The 20,222-nt window shown below is 58.3% G+C and carries 18 protein-coding genes and 6 pseudogenes; 12 read left to right on the forward strand and 12 right to left on the reverse strand.

Features of this window, described 5'->3' with window-relative positions; translation table 11 throughout:
• Positions 1–25: 25 nt before the first annotated feature.
• A complete protein-coding gene (locus SS05631_RS20240; protein ID WP_037424532.1) occupies positions 26–1,795 on the reverse strand; it encodes an adenylate/guanylate cyclase domain-containing protein in 1,770 nt (589 codons plus the stop codon).
• Between the two features lie 418 nt (positions 1,796–2,213).
• Positions 2,214–2,655: pseudogene (locus SS05631_RS31985) on the reverse strand (DDE-type integrase/transposase/recombinase); the annotation flags it as partial.
• Between the two features lie 657 nt (positions 2,656–3,312).
• Here SS05631_RS31985 and SS05631_RS32675 point away from each other — a divergent pair.
• Positions 3,313–3,597, forward strand: coding sequence for a hypothetical protein (locus SS05631_RS32675; protein ID WP_210207827.1), 285 nt, complete (start codon positions 3,313–3,315; stop codon positions 3,595–3,597).
• An 806-nt stretch (positions 3,598–4,403) separates the two neighbouring features.
• On the opposite strand, the gene SS05631_RS20255 is transcribed toward SS05631_RS32675, so the two are convergent.
• Both SS05631_RS20255 and SS05631_RS32540 read right to left on the reverse strand, forming a co-directional pair.
• On the reverse strand, positions 4,404–4,589 hold the full coding sequence (locus SS05631_RS20255; protein WP_244412299.1) for a hypothetical protein: 186 nt from the start codon (positions 4,587–4,589) through the stop codon (positions 4,404–4,406).
• A gap of 588 nt (positions 4,590–5,177) precedes the next feature.
• Positions 5,178–5,309, reverse strand: a complete 132-nt coding sequence (locus SS05631_RS32540) for a hypothetical protein (RefSeq protein WP_280106974.1) — start codon at positions 5,307–5,309, stop codon at positions 5,178–5,180.
• A gap of 430 nt (positions 5,310–5,739) precedes the next feature.
• On the opposite strand from SS05631_RS32540, the gene SS05631_RS32545 reads away from it, so the two are divergent.
• The 3 genes and pseudogenes from SS05631_RS32545 (at position 5,740) to SS05631_RS20270 (ending at position 6,938) form a co-directional block, all read left to right on the forward strand.
• Positions 5,740–5,862 carry a hypothetical protein gene (locus SS05631_RS32545; RefSeq protein ID WP_037424534.1) on the forward strand — a complete coding sequence of 41 codons (123 nt, stop codon included), beginning with the start codon at positions 5,740–5,742 and terminating at the stop codon, positions 5,860–5,862.
• Positions 5,863–5,997: 135 nt separating this feature from the next.
• Positions 5,998–6,117, forward strand: a pseudogene (locus SS05631_RS31995) (hypothetical protein); the annotation flags it as partial.
• A gap of 185 nt (positions 6,118–6,302) precedes the next feature.
• The gene (locus tag SS05631_RS20270) at positions 6,303–6,938 is read left to right on the forward strand and encodes a DUF1326 domain-containing protein (RefSeq protein WP_037424536.1); all 636 of its coding nucleotides are present in this window, start codon (positions 6,303–6,305) and stop codon (positions 6,936–6,938) included.
• Positions 6,939–7,670: 732 nt separating this feature from the next.
• Here SS05631_RS20270 and SS05631_RS20280 read toward each other — a convergent pair.
• The 4 genes and pseudogenes from SS05631_RS20280 to SS05631_RS20290 form a co-directional block, all read right to left on the reverse strand.
• On the reverse strand, positions 7,671–8,867 hold the full coding sequence (locus tag SS05631_RS20280; protein WP_244412301.1) for a PHB depolymerase family esterase: 1,197 nt from the start codon (positions 8,865–8,867) through the stop codon (positions 7,671–7,673).
• A gap of 327 nt (positions 8,868–9,194) precedes the next feature.
• Positions 9,195–9,314, reverse strand: a pseudogene (locus tag SS05631_RS32000) (DNA polymerase IV); the annotation flags it as partial.
• A gap of 136 nt (positions 9,315–9,450) precedes the next feature.
• A pseudogene (locus tag SS05631_RS20285) lies at positions 9,451–9,657 on the reverse strand (hypothetical protein); the annotation flags it as partial.
• Between the two features lie 189 nt (positions 9,658–9,846).
• Positions 9,847–10,230 (reverse strand): annotated as a pseudogene (locus tag SS05631_RS20290) (MucR family transcriptional regulator); the annotation flags it as partial.
• A 235-nt stretch (positions 10,231–10,465) separates the two neighbouring features.
• Here SS05631_RS20290 and SS05631_RS20295 point away from each other — a divergent pair.
• From SS05631_RS20295 to SS05631_RS20310, 4 genes are all read left to right on the forward strand, one after another.
• Positions 10,466–11,443 (forward strand): 3'-5' exonuclease, encoded by a 978-nt coding sequence (locus tag SS05631_RS20295; protein WP_037424541.1) that lies wholly within the window; start codon positions 10,466–10,468, stop codon positions 11,441–11,443.
• Positions 11,444–11,551: 108 nt separating this feature from the next.
• The gene (locus tag SS05631_RS20300; RefSeq protein WP_083854269.1) at positions 11,552–12,154 is read left to right on the forward strand and encodes a hypothetical protein; all 603 of its coding nucleotides are present in this window, start codon (positions 11,552–11,554) and stop codon (positions 12,152–12,154) included.
• 352 nt (positions 12,155–12,506) lie between these two features.
• Positions 12,507–12,968 (forward strand): transposase, encoded by a 462-nt coding sequence (locus SS05631_RS20305; RefSeq protein ID WP_037424545.1) that lies wholly within the window; start codon positions 12,507–12,509, stop codon positions 12,966–12,968.
• A gap of 244 nt (positions 12,969–13,212) precedes the next feature.
• Positions 13,213–13,824, forward strand: a complete 612-nt coding sequence (locus tag SS05631_RS20310; RefSeq protein WP_037424609.1) for a hypothetical protein — start codon at positions 13,213–13,215, stop codon at positions 13,822–13,824.
• Positions 13,825–13,907: 83 nt separating this feature from the next.
• Here the strand turns inward: SS05631_RS20310 and SS05631_RS32005 are convergent, their stop codons facing one another.
• A complete protein-coding gene (locus SS05631_RS32005) occupies positions 13,908–14,207 on the reverse strand; it encodes a substrate-binding domain-containing protein (RefSeq protein ID WP_244412303.1) in 300 nt (99 codons plus the stop codon).
• A gap of 534 nt (positions 14,208–14,741) precedes the next feature.
• On the opposite strand from SS05631_RS32005, the gene SS05631_RS20320 reads away from it, so the two are divergent.
• The 4 genes from SS05631_RS20320 (at position 14,742) to SS05631_RS20335 (ending at position 17,063) form a co-directional block, all read left to right on the forward strand.
• The gene (locus tag SS05631_RS20320; protein WP_037424611.1) at positions 14,742–14,945 is read left to right on the forward strand and encodes a DUF3606 domain-containing protein; all 204 of its coding nucleotides are present in this window, start codon (positions 14,742–14,744) and stop codon (positions 14,943–14,945) included.
• Between the two features lie 427 nt (positions 14,946–15,372).
• Entirely contained in the window at positions 15,373–15,489 is a 117-nt protein-coding gene (locus SS05631_RS32550) for a DUF3606 domain-containing protein (protein ID WP_083854275.1), read from the forward strand.
• Between the two features lie 575 nt (positions 15,490–16,064).
• Complete coding sequence (locus SS05631_RS20330; RefSeq protein WP_037424549.1) at positions 16,065–16,595, forward strand: cytochrome c; 531 nt, start codon at positions 16,065–16,067, stop codon at positions 16,593–16,595.
• 270 nt (positions 16,596–16,865) lie between these two features.
• Positions 16,866–17,063, forward strand: coding sequence for a hypothetical protein (locus SS05631_RS20335; RefSeq protein WP_037424551.1), 198 nt, complete (start codon positions 16,866–16,868; stop codon positions 17,061–17,063).
• 279 nt (positions 17,064–17,342) lie between these two features.
• On the opposite strand, the gene SS05631_RS20340 is transcribed toward SS05631_RS20335, so the two are convergent.
• The 3 genes and pseudogenes from SS05631_RS20340 to SS05631_RS32555 all read right to left on the reverse strand — a co-directional run bounded on the left by SS05631_RS20340 (position 17,343) and on the right by SS05631_RS32555 (position 19,768).
• A complete protein-coding gene (locus SS05631_RS20340) occupies positions 17,343–17,660 on the reverse strand; it encodes a DUF1476 domain-containing protein (RefSeq protein WP_037424553.1) in 318 nt (105 codons plus the stop codon).
• Positions 17,661–17,825: 165 nt separating this feature from the next.
• Positions 17,826–18,464, reverse strand: a complete 639-nt coding sequence (locus SS05631_RS20345; protein WP_202947951.1) for a hypothetical protein — start codon at positions 18,462–18,464, stop codon at positions 17,826–17,828.
• Positions 18,465–18,943: 479 nt separating this feature from the next.
• Positions 18,944–19,768: pseudogene (locus tag SS05631_RS32555) on the reverse strand (ATP-binding protein).
• Between the last annotated feature and the right edge of the window lie 454 nt (positions 19,769–20,222).

Raw genomic sequence — 20,222 nt, forward strand, 5'->3', positions numbered from 1 at the left:
TCGCCTGGCATGCAATTACACCTAATCACACCAGGCCGGCCTTGCGAAGCCCGTCCACGACTAACTCGAAGTCGGCGGGATTTTTGTAGGGCAATACTTTGCGGCGATGTTCCAGAGAATAGTCAGGGTTAACGCGGAACACTTCCTGCCACTCGTGGCGGGCTTCTTCGAAGCGGCCGAGATGGCCGCAGCTCGCCGCCAGGAGCACGCGCGAGACGTCGGTGCCAGGGTTACGGACAAGTCGCCGCTTCAGGATGTCAATTGCCTCTTTGTACCTGTGCAACTGGAACATCGCTTGTGCCTGGAAATGGAGGTATACGTCGGGATAGTATGGGTTCAAGGCTATTGCCTGCTCGAAACACCCGAGTGCCTCCGCAGATCTGCCGGAATAATGCAGTGCGTAGCCGAGATTTTCGTACCCCTCGGCAAGATTTGGAGCGAGGGCGATCAAGCGTTTGGCCGCGCCGATGGCGACGTCGTGCCGTCGCGAATACAATTCGACGATGCCCAGCGCCCAATGCGCGTAAGGATATCGATCGTCGAGCGCCACTGCCCGTGTTGCAAACACTTCCGCTTGTTGCATTGATGTCGATGACGACGGGCCCCACTGGTTTCCGTAATCCAGCATGTTTGCGAAGGCGAGGAATGCGTAGGCGGGAGCGAATTTCGGGTCCAGTTCGATGGCGCGCTGCAACAGTTCCCGACTCTGGGTGTTTTGCTCTCTCGTGAACCGCCACAGCTGCTCTCGGCCACGCAGGAAACAGTCGTACGCTTCCAGGTTGTCGGTGTGCTCGGTCACGAGCCGCTGCTGGTCGCCCTCCGTCAGGTTGAGCGCGAGCGCGCCGACAATTTGCTGCGTCACGTCGTCCTGAACGGCGAAGATGTCTGTCAGGTCGCGATCAAAACGATCCGCCCACAGATGTCCGCCCGTGGTTGCGTCGATAAGCTGTGCGGTGATCCGTACCTTATTGCCGGATTTCCGGACGCTGCCTTCCAGCACGTAGCGCACGTTGAGATTCCGGCCCACCTCCTGAACGTTCACGTTTCTTCCCTTGAAGGTGAAGGACGAATTGCGAGCGATCACGAACAGTTGCGACAGCTTTGAGAGAGCCGTGATGATATCTTCGGAGATACCGTCGGCGAAATACTCCTGCTCGGCATCACCACTCATGTTGGCGAAGGGCAACACGGCGATCGAGAACTTCGGCGGGGGCGCTGTCGGAGGTAAAGCCGCCATGAGTTCGGGAGCCACTGTCTTCGCGTGAGCCGCGGTTCCGACTCGGAGCGAATAGACCCGGATCGGCTCTACGATGTTCTTGAGCTGGGTGTTGCCGAGATCGCTGACCGAAAGGTCGAGTCTGGTCTTGACCTGGCGATAGGCATCCTCGGACAGGCAGATGCCCCCTGGAGCAGCGACGCCCTCAAGGCGCGAAGCGATGTTGACGCCGTCGCCCATCAGGTCGCCGTCGCTTTCCTCCACTACGTCGCCCAGATGAATACCGATCCGAAACTCGATGCGGCGGTCCTGTGGCACGCCGGCATTACGCTCGAACATGCCGTTCTGCACCTCGATGGCGCAGCGCACGGCGTCCACTACACTGCGGAACTCGACCAGCGCCCCATCTCCTGTGCGCTTGATCACGCGCCCGTTGTGAACGGCGACGGTCGGATCAATTAAATCGCTGCGCAGCGCCCGCAACCTAGCCAAAGTACGGTCTTCATCCGCGCCAGCGAGGCGGCTGTAGCCGACCACGTCCGCGGCCAGGATCGCGGCTAGCTTGCGGTTCTCGCTCACAGGGGACCATCTCCTCGTCTCCATAATAACAGGAAGGCACCGGGAAGAGGAGATTTTCGGCGTTCGGTTCAGAGCGACTTTGGGTGAGATCAATGCTCGGCATATGTACGCAGAAATCGTGAATGCTCACAATGTCGAGAACCGATCGGGAGGAGCGGTTGTCCCGTGCCCGTGGCATTGAACACGGCCGAAGTCGTTCCTGGGCAATGGCTGCCCTGGCAACCTTCGGACATTCCTCCCTGTGACGCCGAAAGGCAGCTCGTGGCCATGGGCGTGATTTCGGCCGAGAGCGAACGAAGTTCCGCAAGGGGTCGATTCTGCTCGTTCGTGTAGGTTTCACTAGGGTGGAAGACTTGTCGGTCGTCTTGCTCGTCGGAACGAGCACGTTGCAGGATTCGATAAGCCGTTCTGCATCGGCTTTTCCCGGCACGATGTAGTGCCACTCTATCTTGTGGTCCTTCGACCAGGCGAGGATCGCGTCCGAGGTGAACTCCGTGCCATGGTCAGAGACGATCATGCCAGGCTTGCCGCGCGCCGTGCACCATCAGTTCCCGCGCGACGCTACGCCCCGAGATCGAAGTGTCGGGGATTGCTGCCAGACATTCGCGCGTCATGTCATCGAGGATGTTGAGCACGCGAAAGCGTCTGCCGCAGGCGAACGAGGACGAAATCCAGGACCAGCGAGCATTGGCCTTCGCCTCGACGAGGATCGGTGCACGCCTGCCCACGGCCCGCCATCTAGTTTTCCGCTTGCGAACAGAAGGCCCTTCCTCACGATACAGCCGATAGATGCGGTTGATCCCGGACGGCTCTCCCTCCCGCTTGAGCAGGAAAAACAGCCGCCGATAACCGAAGCGCCGGTCCGCAGATCGGATCCCAAACAGGTCAACGCGCTTCTAAGCGACACCCACTGAGCGGGTTTGTCCGATCCCGGCTCGACCGTTCGTCACCATCAGCATCTCACCGACTTCTGTATCCATCGCGGATGCTCATTTGGGCCACGCTGGCCTCAAATCGCCTGCCCGTCGTCATCAACTCCCAGCCGATCCGGCTTATCTTGTTCGCCAAGGCAACAGCGACAACGTTCACACCGCGCTCACTGCGTTTACGCCATGCACCTGAAAGACATGCTTGGCGATATCCAAACCGATTGTGCTAACCTGCTCCATAGGACGGCCCTTCCTCATGTGACTTTCGACAGCCACACTTTGGCACATTGCGATGCCGGGAGCGGAGGCCGTCCACCACATCAGGTCAAATGCGGGCTGCGAGCTACATAAGGGACGGTCATTTCCCTGCGTTCTCCACATAATGCAACCGCTTGAGGAGAACTCTTATATTCTTTGGAAGTTCGGGTCTGACTCTGAACACGGGAAGTCATCGGAGAAAAGCGACGTTGTAATCGGTTGCTAACACCTGCCGGATATGCGTCGCCACGTCCCTATGGGGCTTCTTCATGTCGCCGTTCCTAAAGAGGAAAAACACCACGACTGAGAGAATGTTCCTTAAATAAGTTCGTGTCGGACAGGAGACGCAAGAACGCCGGCGAACCGACCTTCCTGCAGTCATTGACAATACATCCGTGGTGCGCGTTAGGCGCCGATCGTGACGAGAACGTGACGCGCAGAACCCTCATGGACGTCCTTGTGGTCTTCCGCCGTTTTTCACCCGACCCTGATCATCTCATGAAGAACATCAGCCCGTCTGACTCCCGATTGGAAGAGCACTATGAGCCTTCTGGCAAGGTCATTCGCCTCTTCGCTGTCATTGTCGATGTGTCTGGCATCAAGTTCCTCAATTAGGATGCCTTGAAGCAAGTTAAGGTCAGCGGAGGAAAGCGGAGGAGAGTGAAAGTCACTAAGGGGATACACGACGCAGCCTCCATTCAAATTAGGCTAACGCCAGCGGCGTCGTCTCACCAGCCGCTGATTAGGCAAGGATACATGAAAAATTGTAGCAGTCCCAGAGGCGTCCCGCATCGAAAAAAGCTTTCGCTGATCCGAGATCCGGTTATAAAGCAAAGCCCGCCAAAACGCGGGCTTTGTCACCAATGTAATTGGACGAAGATTGAATTCTCGATCTCGTAATCAGGGGCACCTGAAACAAGCATTTTCCACCACTTATCGGATCCGGTCCAGAAAAATTTCAGGGGTATGGGAAACATCCGGTAACGGCCAGCGTTGGTCTGGAGAATAGCCATCCGACTTTAACGACTTTCAACGCGGAAACCGAGTCTTCCTCGTGCAATCCTCTTCTTCGCCTTCGACTCCGCTACCTTGACGGGCACGACCTGTGTCGTAGCCGGCCTGAGAGGGTCGTACACTGTTGAAATCATTTTGCCGCCGCGAAGGTGCGATTAGGCTGTTGCAACTCGACTTGCAGGGCACGCTAAATCGGGCAGGTTGTTGAGGCAAGTACGCGGGGACCAGATCGCCCTGGCCCAATCGCTATTGCTTTGCGTCCATGCTGACGAAGTCAATCCGGTTCATGCCCTAAGGCGCGGGCCATGCTACCACTCAGACCGCTGTCGCCGGCACTACGGGTGCCGGCAGGCCCGCCCGTTTCGCAATTAAGGACCGACTAGCTACCGCTTAACGCCGTGTTCCGATCACATTAGCCCGCCGCTTTCCGGTTTGCCTTTCGCCCGTCTGCGTTCGTCCAGCAGATTCAGGAAGTCCGTTAGATCGTCCGCATCGAAATAGTCCAGACCGGTCTGCGGTACGCCTTGCCATCGAGCAGGCCCGCCGGTGAAGCGATCGATAACGCTCCACAAGCCGTTGCTGTGATCATGCAATTCGTATCACTGGGTCATGCTGGCATTTTAGCGCGCCCTTAGACGCCGCGCTATCGCGCCACTAGACTATCTCTGTGGCGGTTCGTTTACGCGAATGCGACAACGCGAGGATATCGGCACCGTGATATACGGGCATGCCTCGGCCCGCCTCGCGGACCGGCTTGATCGTCTGATAACAGGTGAGCTGTGGCAACACTTGTTCCGACGTACCGCCATGTCGACGCTAAGTATGTCGGTGCGGCGAAAAGACGTGTCATACTTCACCCGCGCGGTGTGCCCTGGGAGGGCAGCCGTGCTGGTGTTGTTCCACAGGTGTATGATCACGGCTAGGTTGAGTTATTGAGAATATGCAGCTGCAGCTCTCCTCCCCGCAGACGCCTGCGCGACAGCTGGAGGCTGATCAGTTATTGGACGTCAGCCGTCAAGCGGCTCCAAGTTATCTTCGTTGCGCAACTGAGGCGAATTGTCACTCACAGGGAATTTGGCGGTGATCTGATAGGTTCCGGCCGCGAGGGGAAATATTTACGCGATCTTCAAGTCGCGCCGACAGCCCGATCCGGAATAGATGATGGCGCATCGGGTGTTGCCTTATGGTGAAAGTGACGGGAAGGTCGCGGCTTCCTTGCGATCGACTGCCGTCAGGCGTTCAAGCTCCTCAGGATCGATCGCTATCAGCCGCATTCGGTATTTGTTCTCGGCCGGGATGCGTCGTCCGGGCAAACATGCTGCCCTCCTGTTCTGTCGCTTCGTCGCGTGAGATTAAACCGGCCCGTTTGGCGCCACTTGCTACAACCGCCGCATTGCAGCAAAACGCAATCGGCGGCCTGCGCTTTGAATATGCGGAGCGGTGAGCTTGGTTTATGCCTCTGATGAAGCAAAAGCATGAAAGCAGGTTTTATGGAAAATAGAATTCGCGTCCTTTAAATATAGATGTGCCAGAATTACCATTGGCTCCTGGTCCGAGCACGGGCCTGCAACGATCCCGATAATCAACCTCAACGCGACGACCTCGTAGCAACCATTATGAGCGATGTCCAAGTTCCAGCGGACCTCTTTGGCAGGGTCAGCACGAGTTGCAGTCGCTCATTGTCTTGAAGTGCAGCGGACGCGGCGCTTTGGTATTCCGACAAACGAAACTTAGGAAATGGCAATGAAAAATCTCATTCCCGCCCGCTTCTATACCTACGATTTCACGCGCCTGTTCGTATCGCTTGCCTTTACTCTGGCGATTGCAGTGATTGTTTATTCCGCCCTGTTCGGACGCATCCTGTAATCGTCTGATCATACGCGCATCCGCACTACGAAGCTCCAAAAGTCTGGACGGACTTTGGGGTGCCGCGCCGTTGAGTGAACCTGGTAAGTTATCCCGACATTACTTCTTCTGGCGAGTAAAATGGGAGACCTGGCATTGGTGCTGGGTCCGGGCGGTTATCGCTTCGGCGACTGTTTGAGGTTGGGGCTGCCGCTCTCGTTCATTGTGCTCGTGCTGGGCGTGCCTTTGATCCTATGGTTTTGGCCGCCAGTTTAGGGCCAAGCACTGCTGCACCGCGTCTGTTGCGCGATGGAGCTTCGAGTTGGCGGTGCCGCCGTCATCGGGCAACAGTCCGGCGGCTTGCAAGGCTTCAGCGATCCGCTGGACAGTCACGGGTTCCTGGCCGGTCGAAGCAGTGTCTGATACATTCTGCCTTTACTGGAAAAATCGGGAATGTTGCCATGGCCTATGTTGATTGGGCGATTAAGGGTCCCAAGATCGCATCGTGCAGTTGCGATTACGGCTGCCCGTGCGAATTCAACGGCAAGCCGACTGAGGGCCTGTGCGAAGGCCTGGAATGCATGCTTATCGAAGAGGGATGGTTCGGCGATCTGCGGCTGGATGGGCTGAAGGTTGCTGCCGTCTATCGCTGGCCTGGTCCCGTGCATGAGGGCGGCGGCGTCGTACGCGGGTTTTTCGATGCTAATGCGAACCAGGCGCAGATCGATGCCCTGTTCACCATACTCGGCGGCAAGGAACAGGAGCCGACAACCGTCTTCAATATTTATGGCTCCACCATCTCCCAAGAGCTCGAGCCGATTTTCGCCCCGATCGAGTTTCACAGCGACATAGAGAAACGCACCGGCGGTTTTCGCATAGACGGCCATCTCGAACTCGAACTCGAGCCGATCAGGAATCCTGTGACCGGCGCCCCCCATCGCGCGCGCATTATCCTGCCGGAAGGCTTCGAGTTCCGCGAGGCGGAGATCGCAAGCGGTACGTTTAATGCCAACGGCGAAATCGCAATGGGGCGGCAGAAGCGCTACGGCGCACTTTGGCGCGCCGCCTACGGGCCATACGGCATCATTGAAGAGTGAGCAAGCGCACGCTGCAACACACCGAAATCGGATCGCCCTTCTCGCCGAGCTTGAATGCGCCATGGCTAGAACGACCTTGAAAAAAGCGCCGGCTCGGCCCCCGGCGCGAATCGAGCCGGCGTGGCAATGCTCGTCGACCACCCCATCCAAAGCACCGCAATGTGGCCTTCGAGGTGGAATGATACGGATACCGACTAGCTGTTCACGTCGGCCGGGGAGGGACGGATCATCACGGGGAGCGGTGATGACTGGATTATCCGCCTCGCCGCGATCTCGGCCGAGGGGCGCCAGCTCGGCCATGAGGCCGTGATCTCCGAAGCGCAAACGTCCCGAACTCTCGATACTGTAGACCGGTCATCCGAGGATAGCCGCGCGCAACAGGACCGTTGCGTGGCGTTTTCGAGACTTGGGGCGGATAAACACTCTCGCGGTCCGCTTTTCACGGGTTCGCAGCGGATCTTGTCCATTCGGCCGAGCAGGACTGTCCGAAATGGTATCTCCCGTCTTGCAGCAGAACGGCAGCAACAAAAAAGGCCGGGCAAACCCGACCTTCCTCACATCGCTTCGATTCCAGTGCCAGTACATCCGTGGTCAAAAGTCTCTAGCGACTTGCGGCCACGCGAACATCCTCAGACGCTCACCAGCAAGGCCGATGGGCAGACATATAGAGGTAGATTGTGTTCGCAACAAGTTCATCATGCTCCTTGTGGTGATAATCGCCTAGCTACCGCATCAGACCCGCCGCTCGAGCGCGTCGTTTATGACCTTGGCGATCTTGCCGTCCGAAGCGGTGTCAGCGGCATTCGATCGCGACCGAGCGAAGCGCAATGCCCTTTCTATCGGGGATGACGCCACATCGGTTTCTTGCCCGCGGACATGATTGCCGGCTGACTCAGCCTCCTCGACGTCTGCCGCGGTGGCAAGACCCCATGAACGTGCGATACGCACGGTTGAGGAAATCCCAGCCTCAAGCATATGCGGACCGGCTCTCCCGATCGGAACATCGCTGTTGGTCGCCAGAGGTACGCCGTGGCCCATGCCTTTGACAAAGTAGGTCTCGACGACCTGCCTGCCTTCCGCGTCTAGCCAAACTTTGCGGGTATGGCCGTGCACCAACTCGCTCCGAGTCGCCTCGGTAGCGAGGGCGTGAACACCACTCCATTGCTTCGCGATCTGGTCGGCATTCCTGGGTCGGACCGTCTGGTCATGCGTGCCGTGCCAGATCGAAACCGAAGGCCAGGGCCCGCGGTGGCTTGATGCGCTCTCGAGAATGGATTGGAGCCTGGAGACAGTTGGCGGATTGCGGCCTTGCATACGCTCGAACGCCTCCGCGACCGTGCCGGCCACCCCATAGGGTAGCCCGCTGATGATTGCGCCGCCCGCAAATATCTCAGGATAGGTCGACAGCATAACATTCGCCATCGCACCGCCTGCTGAAAGGCCTGTGACAAAGGTGCGCCTGGGATCGATGCCCTGCGACTGGACGAGATGGCCGATCATCTGCCGGATGGACAATGCCTCTCCCGCATCCCGCCTGATGTCGCCGCGCCCGAACCAGTTGAAGCAGAGATTGCCATTGTTCGATCGCTGTTGCTCGGGATAGAGCACCGCAAATCCGCGCCGCTCCGCGAGCTGTGACCAGCCGGAACCCGCTGCGTAGCCCGCTGCCGTCTGTGTGCAGCCATGCAGCGCAACGACAAGCGGGGTGCCGGGGGCCATGATGGAAGGCAGATACAGCCACGCCTTCAATGATCCGGGATTGGAGCCAAACCCGGCGATTTCGACCAGCCGGTGATTTTGGGGAGGTTTCTCGAGCAATACCGTTTCCTTGGCCGCCGATCGGGCCTGAACTGTTGATGTGGGGACGATTGCTGCGCCGCACAATGGGATTCTCAGATTAATTCGCACGTGCATATTTTTCTTTGGCATTCCAGGCGCTGCAAATTGGAGCGGCGGAGCCGCCAATAAACCCAGGGGCAGGAATGCCCACGTGTTCTACGGATTGTTGCGACGCGTGCATAGCTGCACTGCAACATAGACGCTGGCGGACGGCGCTTGTCGCAGTATGATCATTTTCATCGAAGCGATGCTCCTCCTCCCGCAACGCTTCGAATTTCAGACGGCCCACTCCTCCTCCTAGTAGGACGTCTGTTGGAACAGCGGCACTCCTCCTCCCAAGTCGCTGTTCGGTTCTTTTGGGAAGGCCTGCCGCACCTCCTCCCGCGGCAGGCTTTTTTATTTCGGGGCGATGGCCCGTCAGAGTCGGAGATTAAGTTGGAACCGTACTTGTGCATCGCCGATTTCGGAGGCCGTCAGTGTTGAAAGCGTGACGCCGAGCAGCCGCACCGGCCGCTTGAATGGATAGACGGTCGCCAAGAAGCTCCAACCCTTATAATTGCGTCAGCCGCCTAGCTCGCCAGCCTATGGTCTGAACGAATGGGCAGCCAAGGGCTATCGGCTCGATCAGGTGGTCCGGAGATGACCTACATTGGTTTGATGATCTTCGTCTTGCTTAATTGGTCGGCTTCACACGCGAGATTACCCGCGGCTTTGACGGCGCGTCCAGCCATTCGATCCAAGTGTCTCGTTCCTCGATCGTGTCGAAGAACCGCCAGAGCTTGTACTCTTCTTCGGTAGTATCCAGCATCTCGCCAACGGTCACGAGCTCCTGGGGTAACGTCACCTCGTTGCCGTCGAACCGAACGAAATAGAGTCCTTCTTGATCCGATACTGCATTTCGCTGAGCGAGAGGCTGCTTTTCCCGAGCGCGGCGGCCATCGAGTCGCGAGCAATGTAGGAGAAGCCGGCGATCTCTCATCGCGATCCAGGATGTCGGGACATCAGTTCGATTTTCTGACGAGCCGCAGGTGCTCGCTCTCGCTCTGGTGCCGAAGTTGCCTGCGTACACGCGTGCAAGCTCGGAGCATTGTCGAGCATAGATTGGAGCAATCATGGGGTAGTCGGCCGGGAGCCCCCACTTCTCACGATATTGCTCCGGAGTGAGGCCGTACCTTGCCATCAGGTGGCGTGTCAGAGATTTGTACTTTTCGCCATCCTCAAGGCAGATGATGAAATCGGCTGTCACCGACTTCTTGATCGCCACGGCAGGGCGCTGCTCAACGGCCGGCTCTGTCTGACGTCGCGGAGACGTGCCGCTCAGCGAGGAATACGTCTGCTGGATAAGATAGGTAAGATCGCCGGCAGGAACGACATTGCGACTGAGATAGGCCGCGACGATCCGGCTTGTCAGCTCCAGCTTCCGCTCCTCGTTGCTCGGACGTGATTCGCTCAACATCGCCTCCTTTGTTTTCCTGCCGCTCAGACCGGTTCGATCAACGTGCAGGTATTTCGGCCGGAACGAAGGGGGTGCCGGAGGGTGGGGGTGCTTTTCGGCAGATTTCGGGGCATTTTGGCTTGCGTGTCCCGTTCAGTGACCTCCTTAGCATTGCCAGACTCCAACTCGGTTTCTATCCTGACGCATGATCTGCACTTTACTGGTGCGCCTAAGCCCGAGGACACTGGAGCCGATGGCATCTCAGCTAGATATGTTTCCCTCGCCGCTTGAGCCAGGCGACGATGTCGTTGTGAAGCTGCGGCCGCGCTTGAAGCTGCGCGAGCCGAGGCACCTCGATGCCGAGAGCATGGCCCGGCACCTTGAGAAGAGCGGCAGCTATCGCGTGCTGCGTAAACTTGTTGCCCGCCAGATCGCCGATAAGCCGCGACCGGGATTTCCTCGCCATGGAGTAATCATTGACACCGAGACAACGGGTCTTGACCACAGCAAGGACGAGATCATCGAAATAGGCGCAGTTGCCTTCACCTTTAACGACGAGGGCCATATCGGCGACGTCACCGGTGTCTACGGCGGCCTGCGGCAGCCGAGTGTCCCGATCCCCCCTGAAATCACCCGCCTCACAGGGATTTCCGACAAGATGGTTGCAGGGCAGATGATCGATGTCGGGCTGCTTGGAGCCCTGGTCGACCCGGCCGATCTCGTGATCGCCCACAATGCCGGATTCGATCGGCCGTTCTGCGAGGCATTCTCCAGCATGTTCGCCGGCAAGGCATGGGCCTGTTCCGTCAAGGAAGTCGATTGGGCGACGCGCGGTTTTGAGGGTACCAAGCTCGGCTATCTGATTGGGCAGAGCGGATACTTCCACGACGGTCATCGGGCCGTCGACGATTGTTTTGCTCTGTTCGAGGTGCTCGCCGGCGCCGGCGGGGTAACGGAGCCAAGCGCTTTTGCGGAACTGCTCGAGACAAGCCAACGCTCGCGCGTGCGCATCTTCGCCGAGCACAGCCCCTTCGACATGAAAAATCATCTGAAGGCTCGGGGATACCGCTGGTCGGATGGCAGTGACGGCCGTCCGAAATCCTGGTGGACCGAAATCAATGAGGAGGAGCTCGCCGCGGAGCTCGCTTTCCTGAGGTCGGAGATCTACCGGTGGGAAGAGGCCGACCCACCGATCAAAAGACTGACGGCGTTTGATCGATATAAGGCTTGATGGGGATGGCTTTGCCGCGCAGGCTCGGACGCCGGTTGTTGTTGAAGCCGAACTTCATCATGACGCCAGCGGCGTACCCCAGTCCGGCTTGCTCGAGGTTGGAACACTATGAAAGCACCGTGGAAATTTTTTGCCCAATTGACGTCGCGGCGACCCTCGGCGAAAGCGCAACAGAGTCCGATTGGGAATGACACCGATCCCAAAGCGATTGAGAGCGAAGTGGATCATACGTCTGCAATTCCGCTCAATTCGACGGTTTCTGCCAGCCCACCTGCTCACGGTGAGGAGGTCTCTATTGATCAAGGGCCGGTCGCATCGGATCAGGCGAAAGGCGATGACGATGTCGCGCCGGCACTAACCTCGCCGATCGATGCTGAAGAGGCTCAAACACCTGCGCGCCTTGAAGCTCACAATTCGGGTGCAGAAGCGAGATCGTTGCTGCCGAAAAGCAGGAATACAAAGTCGCTAAGAAAACCGCGAAACAAGCGTGGAGAGCGCGGGAAGAGAGCCAAAGCTCACGTGGCTGTGCAGAGCGCTGCCGCCGAAACGGACCGTCGAAGGGTGCAACCACCGTCTTCACGGGATTTGTTCTTCCGTGACGTGGCAATACTCGACGAAGAAATCAAAACGCTGAGAATCCAACTCGCCCGAAGGCTTCATCTGCAAAACGCTCAGCTTAAAAAGATGCTCGAGCGATTTGAAAGTTCGTGAGCTTGGCGACGCTGCCGACAGGTACGCACTTGCGGCATCCTTGCTCGACGGCAAAACGCTCCCCGCCATCCGATTGAATGAGTTCGAGAGCCTGCTAAGCACGCGACCTCGTCGCAAAGCTGATCATGGCTTATCAAGCAAGGCTTCGCGACGATCTGGGCTGAAGTATTGTCGCTGGGCTGTCCTGAGGCGCAGCGACAATACTCTTGGCGCCTTCGCTTTCACGCGCCAGCCATCTTCACGCTTCAGGCAAGCTCGACATCAACTATCCGTAAAGCAGGATGCTAATGGTCGTGTTGACTCTGTCGTGCACTCAGCAGAAAACAGGCAATGACTAAAGGAGGAATTGTTGATGGCTGACGAGAGCAACACAGGACAAGTTGCTGCGACTATAGCGACGGACGGAGAAGGGAAAGCACCAACGGCTAAGAAGCAGAGGACGGCACGAGGCCCGAGAGCGGCTGCCGAACCGGTGCAAGCTACATCAAAGGCGTCGGCTGCTAAACGCAGGAGGTATAGCGAAGAAGAGCGAAACGACAAGCTCAAGCTGATCGAGACCCAAGTCGTCGGGGGCAGCACGCTTAAGGACGCTATCAAGAGCGCCGGCATATCGGAGCAGACCTACTATCAGTGGAAAGGTGCTGCCAAGCCCGCGGAGCAAAAGCTCACGAAGAGCACCAAGCCCGGTCCGGCCGGCGATGAGTTGGCAGATCTTGTCCAGCTCGAAGAGGAAAACCAGAGGCTCCGCAAACGACTGGCGGAAAAGTTGCGAGCGGAAAATGCCGAGCTGCGCAAGAGGCTCGGTCTGAAGTAACCGGGACCGGGAAGCAGGGCGACGTGCGCCGCCGTGTTACGCCGGATGCTTGAGTTTGCCCACAGTTGAGATTGAGGCGGCAACTAAAGTCCCTGCTGTCCGCCCGCTCGTTCCAGGTGAATGCACGCCAGCTTCGCGTTGGCGATGAGTTGAAGCGCGCGGGGAAGGGCTGTATTGGTGCGCCAGCAAAAATGCAATGGCGCCGATCGGCGTTGCTCTCACAATTTGCTTGGATTGAAAGTAGATGAAGACGCCGCCACGAAGCTTCGTTGTTGAATTTAAATCGGGGCGACGACAGCCAGCGGCGCGGACGAACTCGATCTGGGGAGATACAGATTTAAAGGCTTTGGCCCGCGAAGTTCAACAGAAAGCCCCACATTTGTTCACTGCCCATGAAGCACCCGGAACATCTGACTCGGGTGAAGCACTGCGCTCTGATCCGATCAATGGGTCTGCGGGAGAAACCGCAGACCCTGTCGAAATTGCTCGAGCAGCGACACCATCGACCGGCAGTGCAGGGCTTGAAACGCCGAAGCGGTCTGAGGCCGACCGTCTGGCCGCCAAGGCTGTCGCGTATGTTCAGAAAAGTGATACCGTCTTGAAGACTCGGCCGGCGCCACCGAGCACCGCGCGTGAACACGTCAAGCGTGCCCCCGCTCAGACGATCGCACGCAATTCGACGGGTGAGCACCAGGATCTGAAGGCGCGGACCGAGGCTGCTGACAATCCGATCTCTCTCGACGAGCTTGCCGCCCTTGACGCAGACAACAAACGGCTCAAGAGGTTGCTGGCTGATCAGCTTCGTGCACAGAACCTTCGGCTCATGAAGATGCTTGAGCGATTCGATGCCGAATAGCGCGGTCGAACCATAGCGTCTTTGCGAGGAAATCCGCTGAGGCGCGACTTTCGCCGATAACGGTTCCGAGCGATCGTCCGAGATCACGCGCTCCTCGATCTTGAGATAGGGAAAGTCGGAACGGAGCTGCGGAAACCCATTTCACGCTCTTGTTGGCAGCGGAAGGGCACGCTCATGACGATCAACATATTGTTTCGCTCCTTCGGCAAGGCGTTGCCGATCAGCAGCGCTGCGACGCTGCCGGCGGCATATTGATCGTTGCCGATATAGACACTGCGGCGGGAACTGGGCAGATCCGTCGTCAGGCAAACGACAGGGATATCGATCGACCGAAGCTTTCGTATCGCTCGATTGATCGCCGGGTGCTCGCGCGCGATGATCACTGCGCCGTCTGCGCTGCCGTCCTGCTCAATCTGGCGGGCGAGAGCGATGGGATCGACCTCGCTGGTGGTCACGTAGTGCCCTCGACCTCAACCCCAGCGACGCTTCGATTGACCCCCGGGGCAGCAGCAGCCATCGCGGCATTGAACGTTTCTCCAGAAACGCAAAACAGCCGGATACATCGCCATCGAATGGTGGCGGCGCCGCTTGGGAGGCGACGAGGCGCCGCCACATTCTTGGCGAAGAAGTCGCTGCGTGTAAGCGACCGCGGATAACGGCTTGTCTCTCGCATGGTTCCAAAAACAGAAGTAAGCCTTGATCGCGCTTCCGCACAATATTATTTTAGAAGGCGTAGCGACGTTCGAAGCGGTTCCCTTGGATGGAACGGGCGAGAGCCAGGTAAAGTTGGAAGCGTCGCGATTGGAGCTGCAGGTGGTCGCCCCTCTGCAGCTCTGTCTCTGTTAGGACTTGTCCCCGAGCGCTCTTGACCATTTGCAGCCAATGAGCCTAGCCAGCGATTGATCAGGTTCGGCGCTATAACGGCAGACGATCTAGAGAAGAGGGGGCGAGACAGCGAGTTTGTCTCAACGCAAGAGCACGAAATTGCCTATCTCATGAAGGCCACGAACAAGGCCCGGGAAGAAGTGCTCACGGCCATCCGTGAAGTGGGACCCTTCCGCCAGATGGTGATGGGCTATCTCTCTAAAGGCCCATTTGTGACTCGCTCAAGCGGCAAATGAGAGATAAGCTGGCCATGCTTTCCTTCATGAATAGTCGGTGCTCAGTCGCCCGCCGAACAAGCGGGCGCTTTTCTTTGGTCACCGCGTGGCGTTTGCGCCAGCGTTGCAAGCGCGTTTCGTCCGATGATGAATCGGCGTTCTGGGACCAGCGCTCGGACGACGTCACCTTTGCGGATCTGATCGAGCCGTCCCAACCCCCTTGCAGGTGATAGGGGCGGCTCCTCGAAACTACCGGGCTAATACTTTTGGGCTATCGACCGAGCTAGAAATGGTCCTAGATCGTGCGTTTGCGTTCGAACACCTAATCGTTTCAGAATCGATTTAGAGCGAGGCTCTTGCGAAAAGCTTGGGCCTCGCTTGTTCTGCCACCGCCTCCGGAAGGCAGATAAGTGCCGGCGTCACGTCGATCAGCTGAGCGGCTGATGCTCTGCCGCGCACCGTCCACGCGGGCTCTTTTTTCTCGACGCGACAAAGGGCGCGGGAGGCGATCCGCGCCGTCGGGCCTAGGCGGGAAAAGGTGATGGAATACCTCGGCAAAAAATAGACCCGCAACAAGCGAGTGCCCGCACCGGGGGACAGGACGGGCACTCTTAACAGGTTGGGGACCTGTGCCGCTGAGGGGTGCGGCACCATTATAAATCATCAGGCTGCCTCTTTGTTCCGCCACGTTGTGGTTGCGCCGGAGAGAGCAGGTCATGACGGATCTTTGGGCTGGGTGCCTTTGCTCGGAGCGGAAGAAGAAGAGGCGAGCTGGTCTACCGCGGTCTGCAACTCCTCGGCCTGGTGGATAATTCCGATGAGCTTCCACACGCCTATGACGATGCTCGTCAGCCACATCGAGTGAACTTAGAGCGTGAATGACCGCCTCGTTTGCTTTCTCGATCGGCGTGAGGACCGCAATCCCGGAGAGCAAACCTCCGATGGCTGAGAGCAGCAACACCTGCAGCCCATTGCCGGTTCATCCGTGGTCAACGGCGAGATCGGTATCTCTTAGCGGCCGATCATGACGGAAACTGACGCGAATCGATCAGTTTCCGATAATTCAAAGTGGCTAATATATACAGCAACTCCGTTATGGTATTCAGTTTACTTCAGCAGCGAGCCTCAGGGGAGGTAAGCATGTTTCAGTTAAGCATTGGATTCGCATTTTTCGCCACCTGTGCTTTGGGGCTACAGCCGTTCACGGCAGTTGCTGCCGACGGCACCGAGATTGCGCGGGGGGAATATCTCGTGACAATTGGCGGCTGCAACGACTGCCACACACCGGGCTATTTCTTCGGAAAACCGGACAGCTCACGTTTTCTCGGCGGTTCCGACGTAGGTTTTGAAATCCCCGGCGAGGGCGTCTTCATCGGTCGCAACATCACGCCTGATAAGGAGACCGGCATCGGCAGTTGGACTAGGGAGCAGATAGTGACTGCGATCCAAACCGGTCAACGGCCCGATGGCCGCGTTCTAGCGCCAATTATGCCGTGGCACGCATTTGCGCATTTAACCGAAGAGGATGCCACTGCAATTGCAGCGTTCCTTCAAAGCTTAAAGCCGGTGAGCCATCAGGTGCCAGGACCGTTTAAGCCAGGGGAAAAGGTGTCTACCTTTATGTTCAGGATCTTGCCACCTGGCGAAACTGCAGCCGCAGCGCCAAAATAGCTTCGCTCTTGATCCATTCGCGAGGCGGTATGCCTCTTTTTGTCAGGCATCGGCAGGTAAACGCCTTTAGTCCTTCCCATCAAGCGCAACCCTCAACGTTCTGATGACGTCGGCCGCGTCGATAGGGCCCATATTTCCTCCGGTGGAAGGTCGCCGGCGCGACCCGCCGCCACCTGCAGATCGATCACAACATCGTTCGCGCGGTTACCATTCAGAATTTCAACTGCTGTCGTTGGACGCAACCTCGCCTACTTTAAGAAACTGCGGTATATGGTGGCCGAACTGTCGGCCCCGGCTCTAGCAAGCGAAGAAGTGACCGAATACTCGGATCTCAAACTCGAAGACTTCGTCCCGCTGCCTGTTTCCATGTCGGGAGAGACACTGACTTTACGACTTTACGAGCGCTGTCACAAATTGAACTTGGATGCAGCCATGGCTGCCCGACGGGAAATGGTCGAGTTCATTTAGTCCGCAAAGGCGATCGGGAACGCGGCGTCAAAAGACCGACATGGGCGTTGTGGTTACGAGCTCTATGCCTGGCATGAGGGCAAAGCGGCCAACCACGACTCCGCCTTTTGAGGCTTTGCGTTGTCGAGAGCGGCGCTACCGCCCCAAGGCTTGCGGCGGCAGTAACGTAAACGTTCCCGTTCTGTGCTCGAATCATCGCGAAAGCATAAAGAATCGATCGGAACTGCGCTGCTGCTTTGGCCAGGGGCATTTCTGTCGGGTTAAGCGGTTAAGCGGTGCTCAGTTGTTTTTGATCTGCTCGACTGCAGCCGCTAGCAGCTCATCCATGATGCTGCGAATTTGAGTATCTGAGAGGATTACGCCGGCCGCATCGAAATCGGTTCTCACCTTTCGGAACACATCATCGTCCCCGGCCTCTTCGAAGTCTGCCTGAACCACGTCCTGCGCATAGGCGCCAGCATCCGTACCGGTCTTGCCAAGCTTTTCGGCGGCCCAGAGGCCGAGCAGCTTATTGCGACGGGCCATGGCCTTGAACTTGGTTTCCTCGTCCATCGCGAACTTCTTTTCGAAACCTTCCTGACGATCTCTTATGCTCACGGCTTAGCCTCCAGTTCCTGTATGGTTTCCAACGTGCCCGATATCCGCCAGATCACGGGTTCCTCCAAACCGAGCATGGCGCGGTTGGACGATGCTCGCAAGTCCTGATTATGTCAGCCGGTGGACGCAAGCTCACGGCAATCCGGGTGGGGCGACAGCGAAGTCCTAGCGCCAGTCGTCGAGCACGAAGGCGCCGGCGCGACTGTAACCCGGCTCATTGGGCCTGTGCATTGTGACCCCTTGGATTTCAGTTCGAAAGCCACTCCCGACCAAGTGCCGGTACGCCTCATGGCGGGCCATGTTCACCCCGGCCAGCAGCTTGGGCATCCCCTCTGCTACGGAAAGCGCCTCGCAGGCATGCAGCAAGCTGTCGAAGGTCTCCCCAGCCGCCGATCCTGGGCGCACAGCGCCGAACTCGATGAAGCAAACACCGTCGCCTGCTTCGCTGCGTGGCCCATGGTGGCACACGACAAAACCGTCCAAGCCCGTACCCGCCATATCGCCGACCAGGACCGTCTCCCCAAGCTCCTGCGCCTCTACGGCCTGGATCTCCGCGCCCAGGTCGAGCCCGTCGTAAAGGGCGCCGGTCAGGTCACGGCAAGACTTCAGGCATTCCAGTCTCTGCTCCTCTGTCAGATCGGAATACCGCGACCAGAGCACCGGCTCGGTCTGGTTGTGACGGACCGGCGCCGACATGATGGCCGTGAGGAAACGCGCCCAGTAGCCGTACTTTTGGTACAGTCCCACGTGCTTGGCGCTCTCGGCGAAGGTGAACAGGCCTGCATGCCGGCGTGCCCGATGCATCGAAGCTCGCCGTGACGGCCTCGATGAGCCGCGGGCCGATGCCTCGGTCCCAAAGGTTGGGGCAGATCGTCAACGGTCCGAAGAAGCCGACGTTGCCCCAGCAGGTTGCGAAGTTGGAGCCCACCAGTTCACCTCCACCTCAGCGGCGAAGGCAGTGACATGGGGCGCCTGCCAGCGGCCACGTACGTAGTCGCGGTCGGACCAGAACGACGCAGGTTCAGGTGCTCCCAAGAAGGTGCCAAACGCCAGCAGGAAAATTCTTTCGGCTTCCGGCAGATCGGTTTCGGCCAGCGCGCGATGGCTATGCTCGGTGCAGTCGTTCCCATATCGCGCCTCCTTGGTTCGTTAGGTATGCAGCGCCGATGCGCTGCCCAAGGGCGATGCGGTCGGGCTGTATTCTACTCTTCCCAGAGGAATAGTCACTTCGTGTCAACGCCGCCGCAGATTTCCCCAAAAAGTGCGGAAGTAAAATTCGCCATTTATACCGACGGGGTCGTCATGGAGAGATGGCCATTTTTCGGCGGATGCCCTTGGTTTCGGCGGCGGATTGAAGGCTGGCGGCGTGACCAGCGCCTTCGAGCGGAAATGCTCCGGCATGAGCTCGGCGTGCTGACGCAATCGATAGCTTGAACCCTCGATTTGCACGACGACGGCATGGTGCAGAAGCCTGTCGAGCAGCGCAGTGGTGACGACGGGGTCACCGAAGACATCGCCGCATTCGGCAAAGCCGTGATATGAGGTGAGGATCATTGCGCCGCGGCGATGACTGGCAGATAGCCGATTTCGTCGACGATCAGCAGGCTTGGCCTGCAGGGGAAGCGGATGCGCTCCTGCAGTCTATCTTTTCGTTCGGCTAGTGAGACGTGGCGACCAGATCGGCAAGCGTCGTGAAGTAGACGCTCTTTCTGGCCTTGACCGCCTCGCCGTCGAGAGCGGTAGCCAAGTGGCTTTTGCCCGTTCCCGGTGGGCCGAGGAAATGGACAGCCTCACACCGCTCGATGAAGCCGAGCTGTGCGAGGGTGAAGATCCGATCCTTGTCGAGCGAGGGCTAGAAGGAGAAGTCGAAGCCGGCCAGCGTCTTAATCGTCGCAAGCCGTCCCATCCGCAGCGCGGTCTTGATAACGGCTATTCTCGCGCAAGGTTAGCTCCTCGGAGAGCAGGATGTCGATCGCTTCAGATGCGGAGAGTTCGAGGCGGTGAACAACATGATCGAGAGCCTCGAGCGCGCGGGGCATCTTGAGGCCGACGAGATCGTGGAGAATGCGATCGATCATTGAGGATGCGGTATCGAGGGCGGCACTCATGAGCGATTCTCCCGTGCCATGGCTTTGCCGACGGCGTCATAGAAGGCCAGCGATCGATGAGAGACTCTGTCGCCAGCGCCCTGAAGAACGACGCTGCTGTCAGTGGACGGCGGCCGTGAACGCTGGGAGGCTATGCTTCGACGGTGATCACCGCATCGGGCATTCGAAAGCCGCACTCCTCCGATGGCACCGGGAAAACTGCTTCAAACATTAAGGCTGCAGTGATTTCAGAGCGAGCATCATGGGGTCCGCGGTTCGATTCTCCTCAAGGCGAGGGATAGGAGTCGACCTCCCGGACTGGACGGCTTGTTGCCGCCTCCCAATCGTCTCAGTTGGGTAACCGGCGCGAGGTTCGGAAGGGCGGCTGCGGCGAGGGCCTCCACTCATGGCCCAGCGGGCCAAGGTCGGCCTTGGGGTTGACAGCGGCGGTACTTTTATGAGCTTTTGTATTGGG

It is taken from the genome of Sinorhizobium sp. CCBAU 05631, from assembly GCF_002288505.1.
GTDB classification, from domain to species: domain Bacteria; phylum Pseudomonadota; class Alphaproteobacteria; order Rhizobiales; family Rhizobiaceae; genus Sinorhizobium; species Sinorhizobium fredii_C.

Bases quoted from the DNA above. Each gene is read 5' to 3' on its own strand.
- SS05631_RS20345 (WP_202947951.1), bottom strand. From the start codon at position 18,464: ATGCATCGGGCACGCCGGCATGCAGGCCTGTTCACCTTCGCCGAGAGC.
- SS05631_RS20310 (WP_037424609.1), top strand. From the start codon at position 13,213: ATGAAGACGCCGCCACGAAGCTTCGTTGTTGAATTTAAATCGGGGCGA.
- SS05631_RS20330 (WP_037424549.1), top strand. From the start codon at position 16,065: ATGTTTCAGTTAAGCATTGGATTCGCATTTTTCGCCACCTGTGCTTTG.
- SS05631_RS32545 (WP_037424534.1), top strand. From the start codon at position 5,740: ATGAAAAATCTCATTCCCGCCCGCTTCTATACCTACGATTTCACGCGC.
- SS05631_RS20335 (WP_037424551.1), top strand. From the start codon at position 16,866: ATGGTGGCCGAACTGTCGGCCCCGGCTCTAGCAAGCGAAGAAGTGACC.
- SS05631_RS20300 (WP_083854269.1), top strand. From the start codon at position 11,552: ATGAAAGCACCGTGGAAATTTTTTGCCCAATTGACGTCGCGGCGACCC.
- SS05631_RS20280 (WP_244412301.1), bottom strand. From the start codon at position 8,867: ATGCCAAAGAAAAATATGCACGTGCGAATTAATCTGAGAATCCCATTG.
- SS05631_RS20305 (WP_037424545.1), top strand. From the start codon at position 12,507: ATGGCTGACGAGAGCAACACAGGACAAGTTGCTGCGACTATAGCGACG.
- SS05631_RS20295 (WP_037424541.1), top strand. From the start codon at position 10,466: ATGGCATCTCAGCTAGATATGTTTCCCTCGCCGCTTGAGCCAGGCGAC.
- SS05631_RS20270 (WP_037424536.1), top strand. From the start codon at position 6,303: ATGGCCTATGTTGATTGGGCGATTAAGGGTCCCAAGATCGCATCGTGC.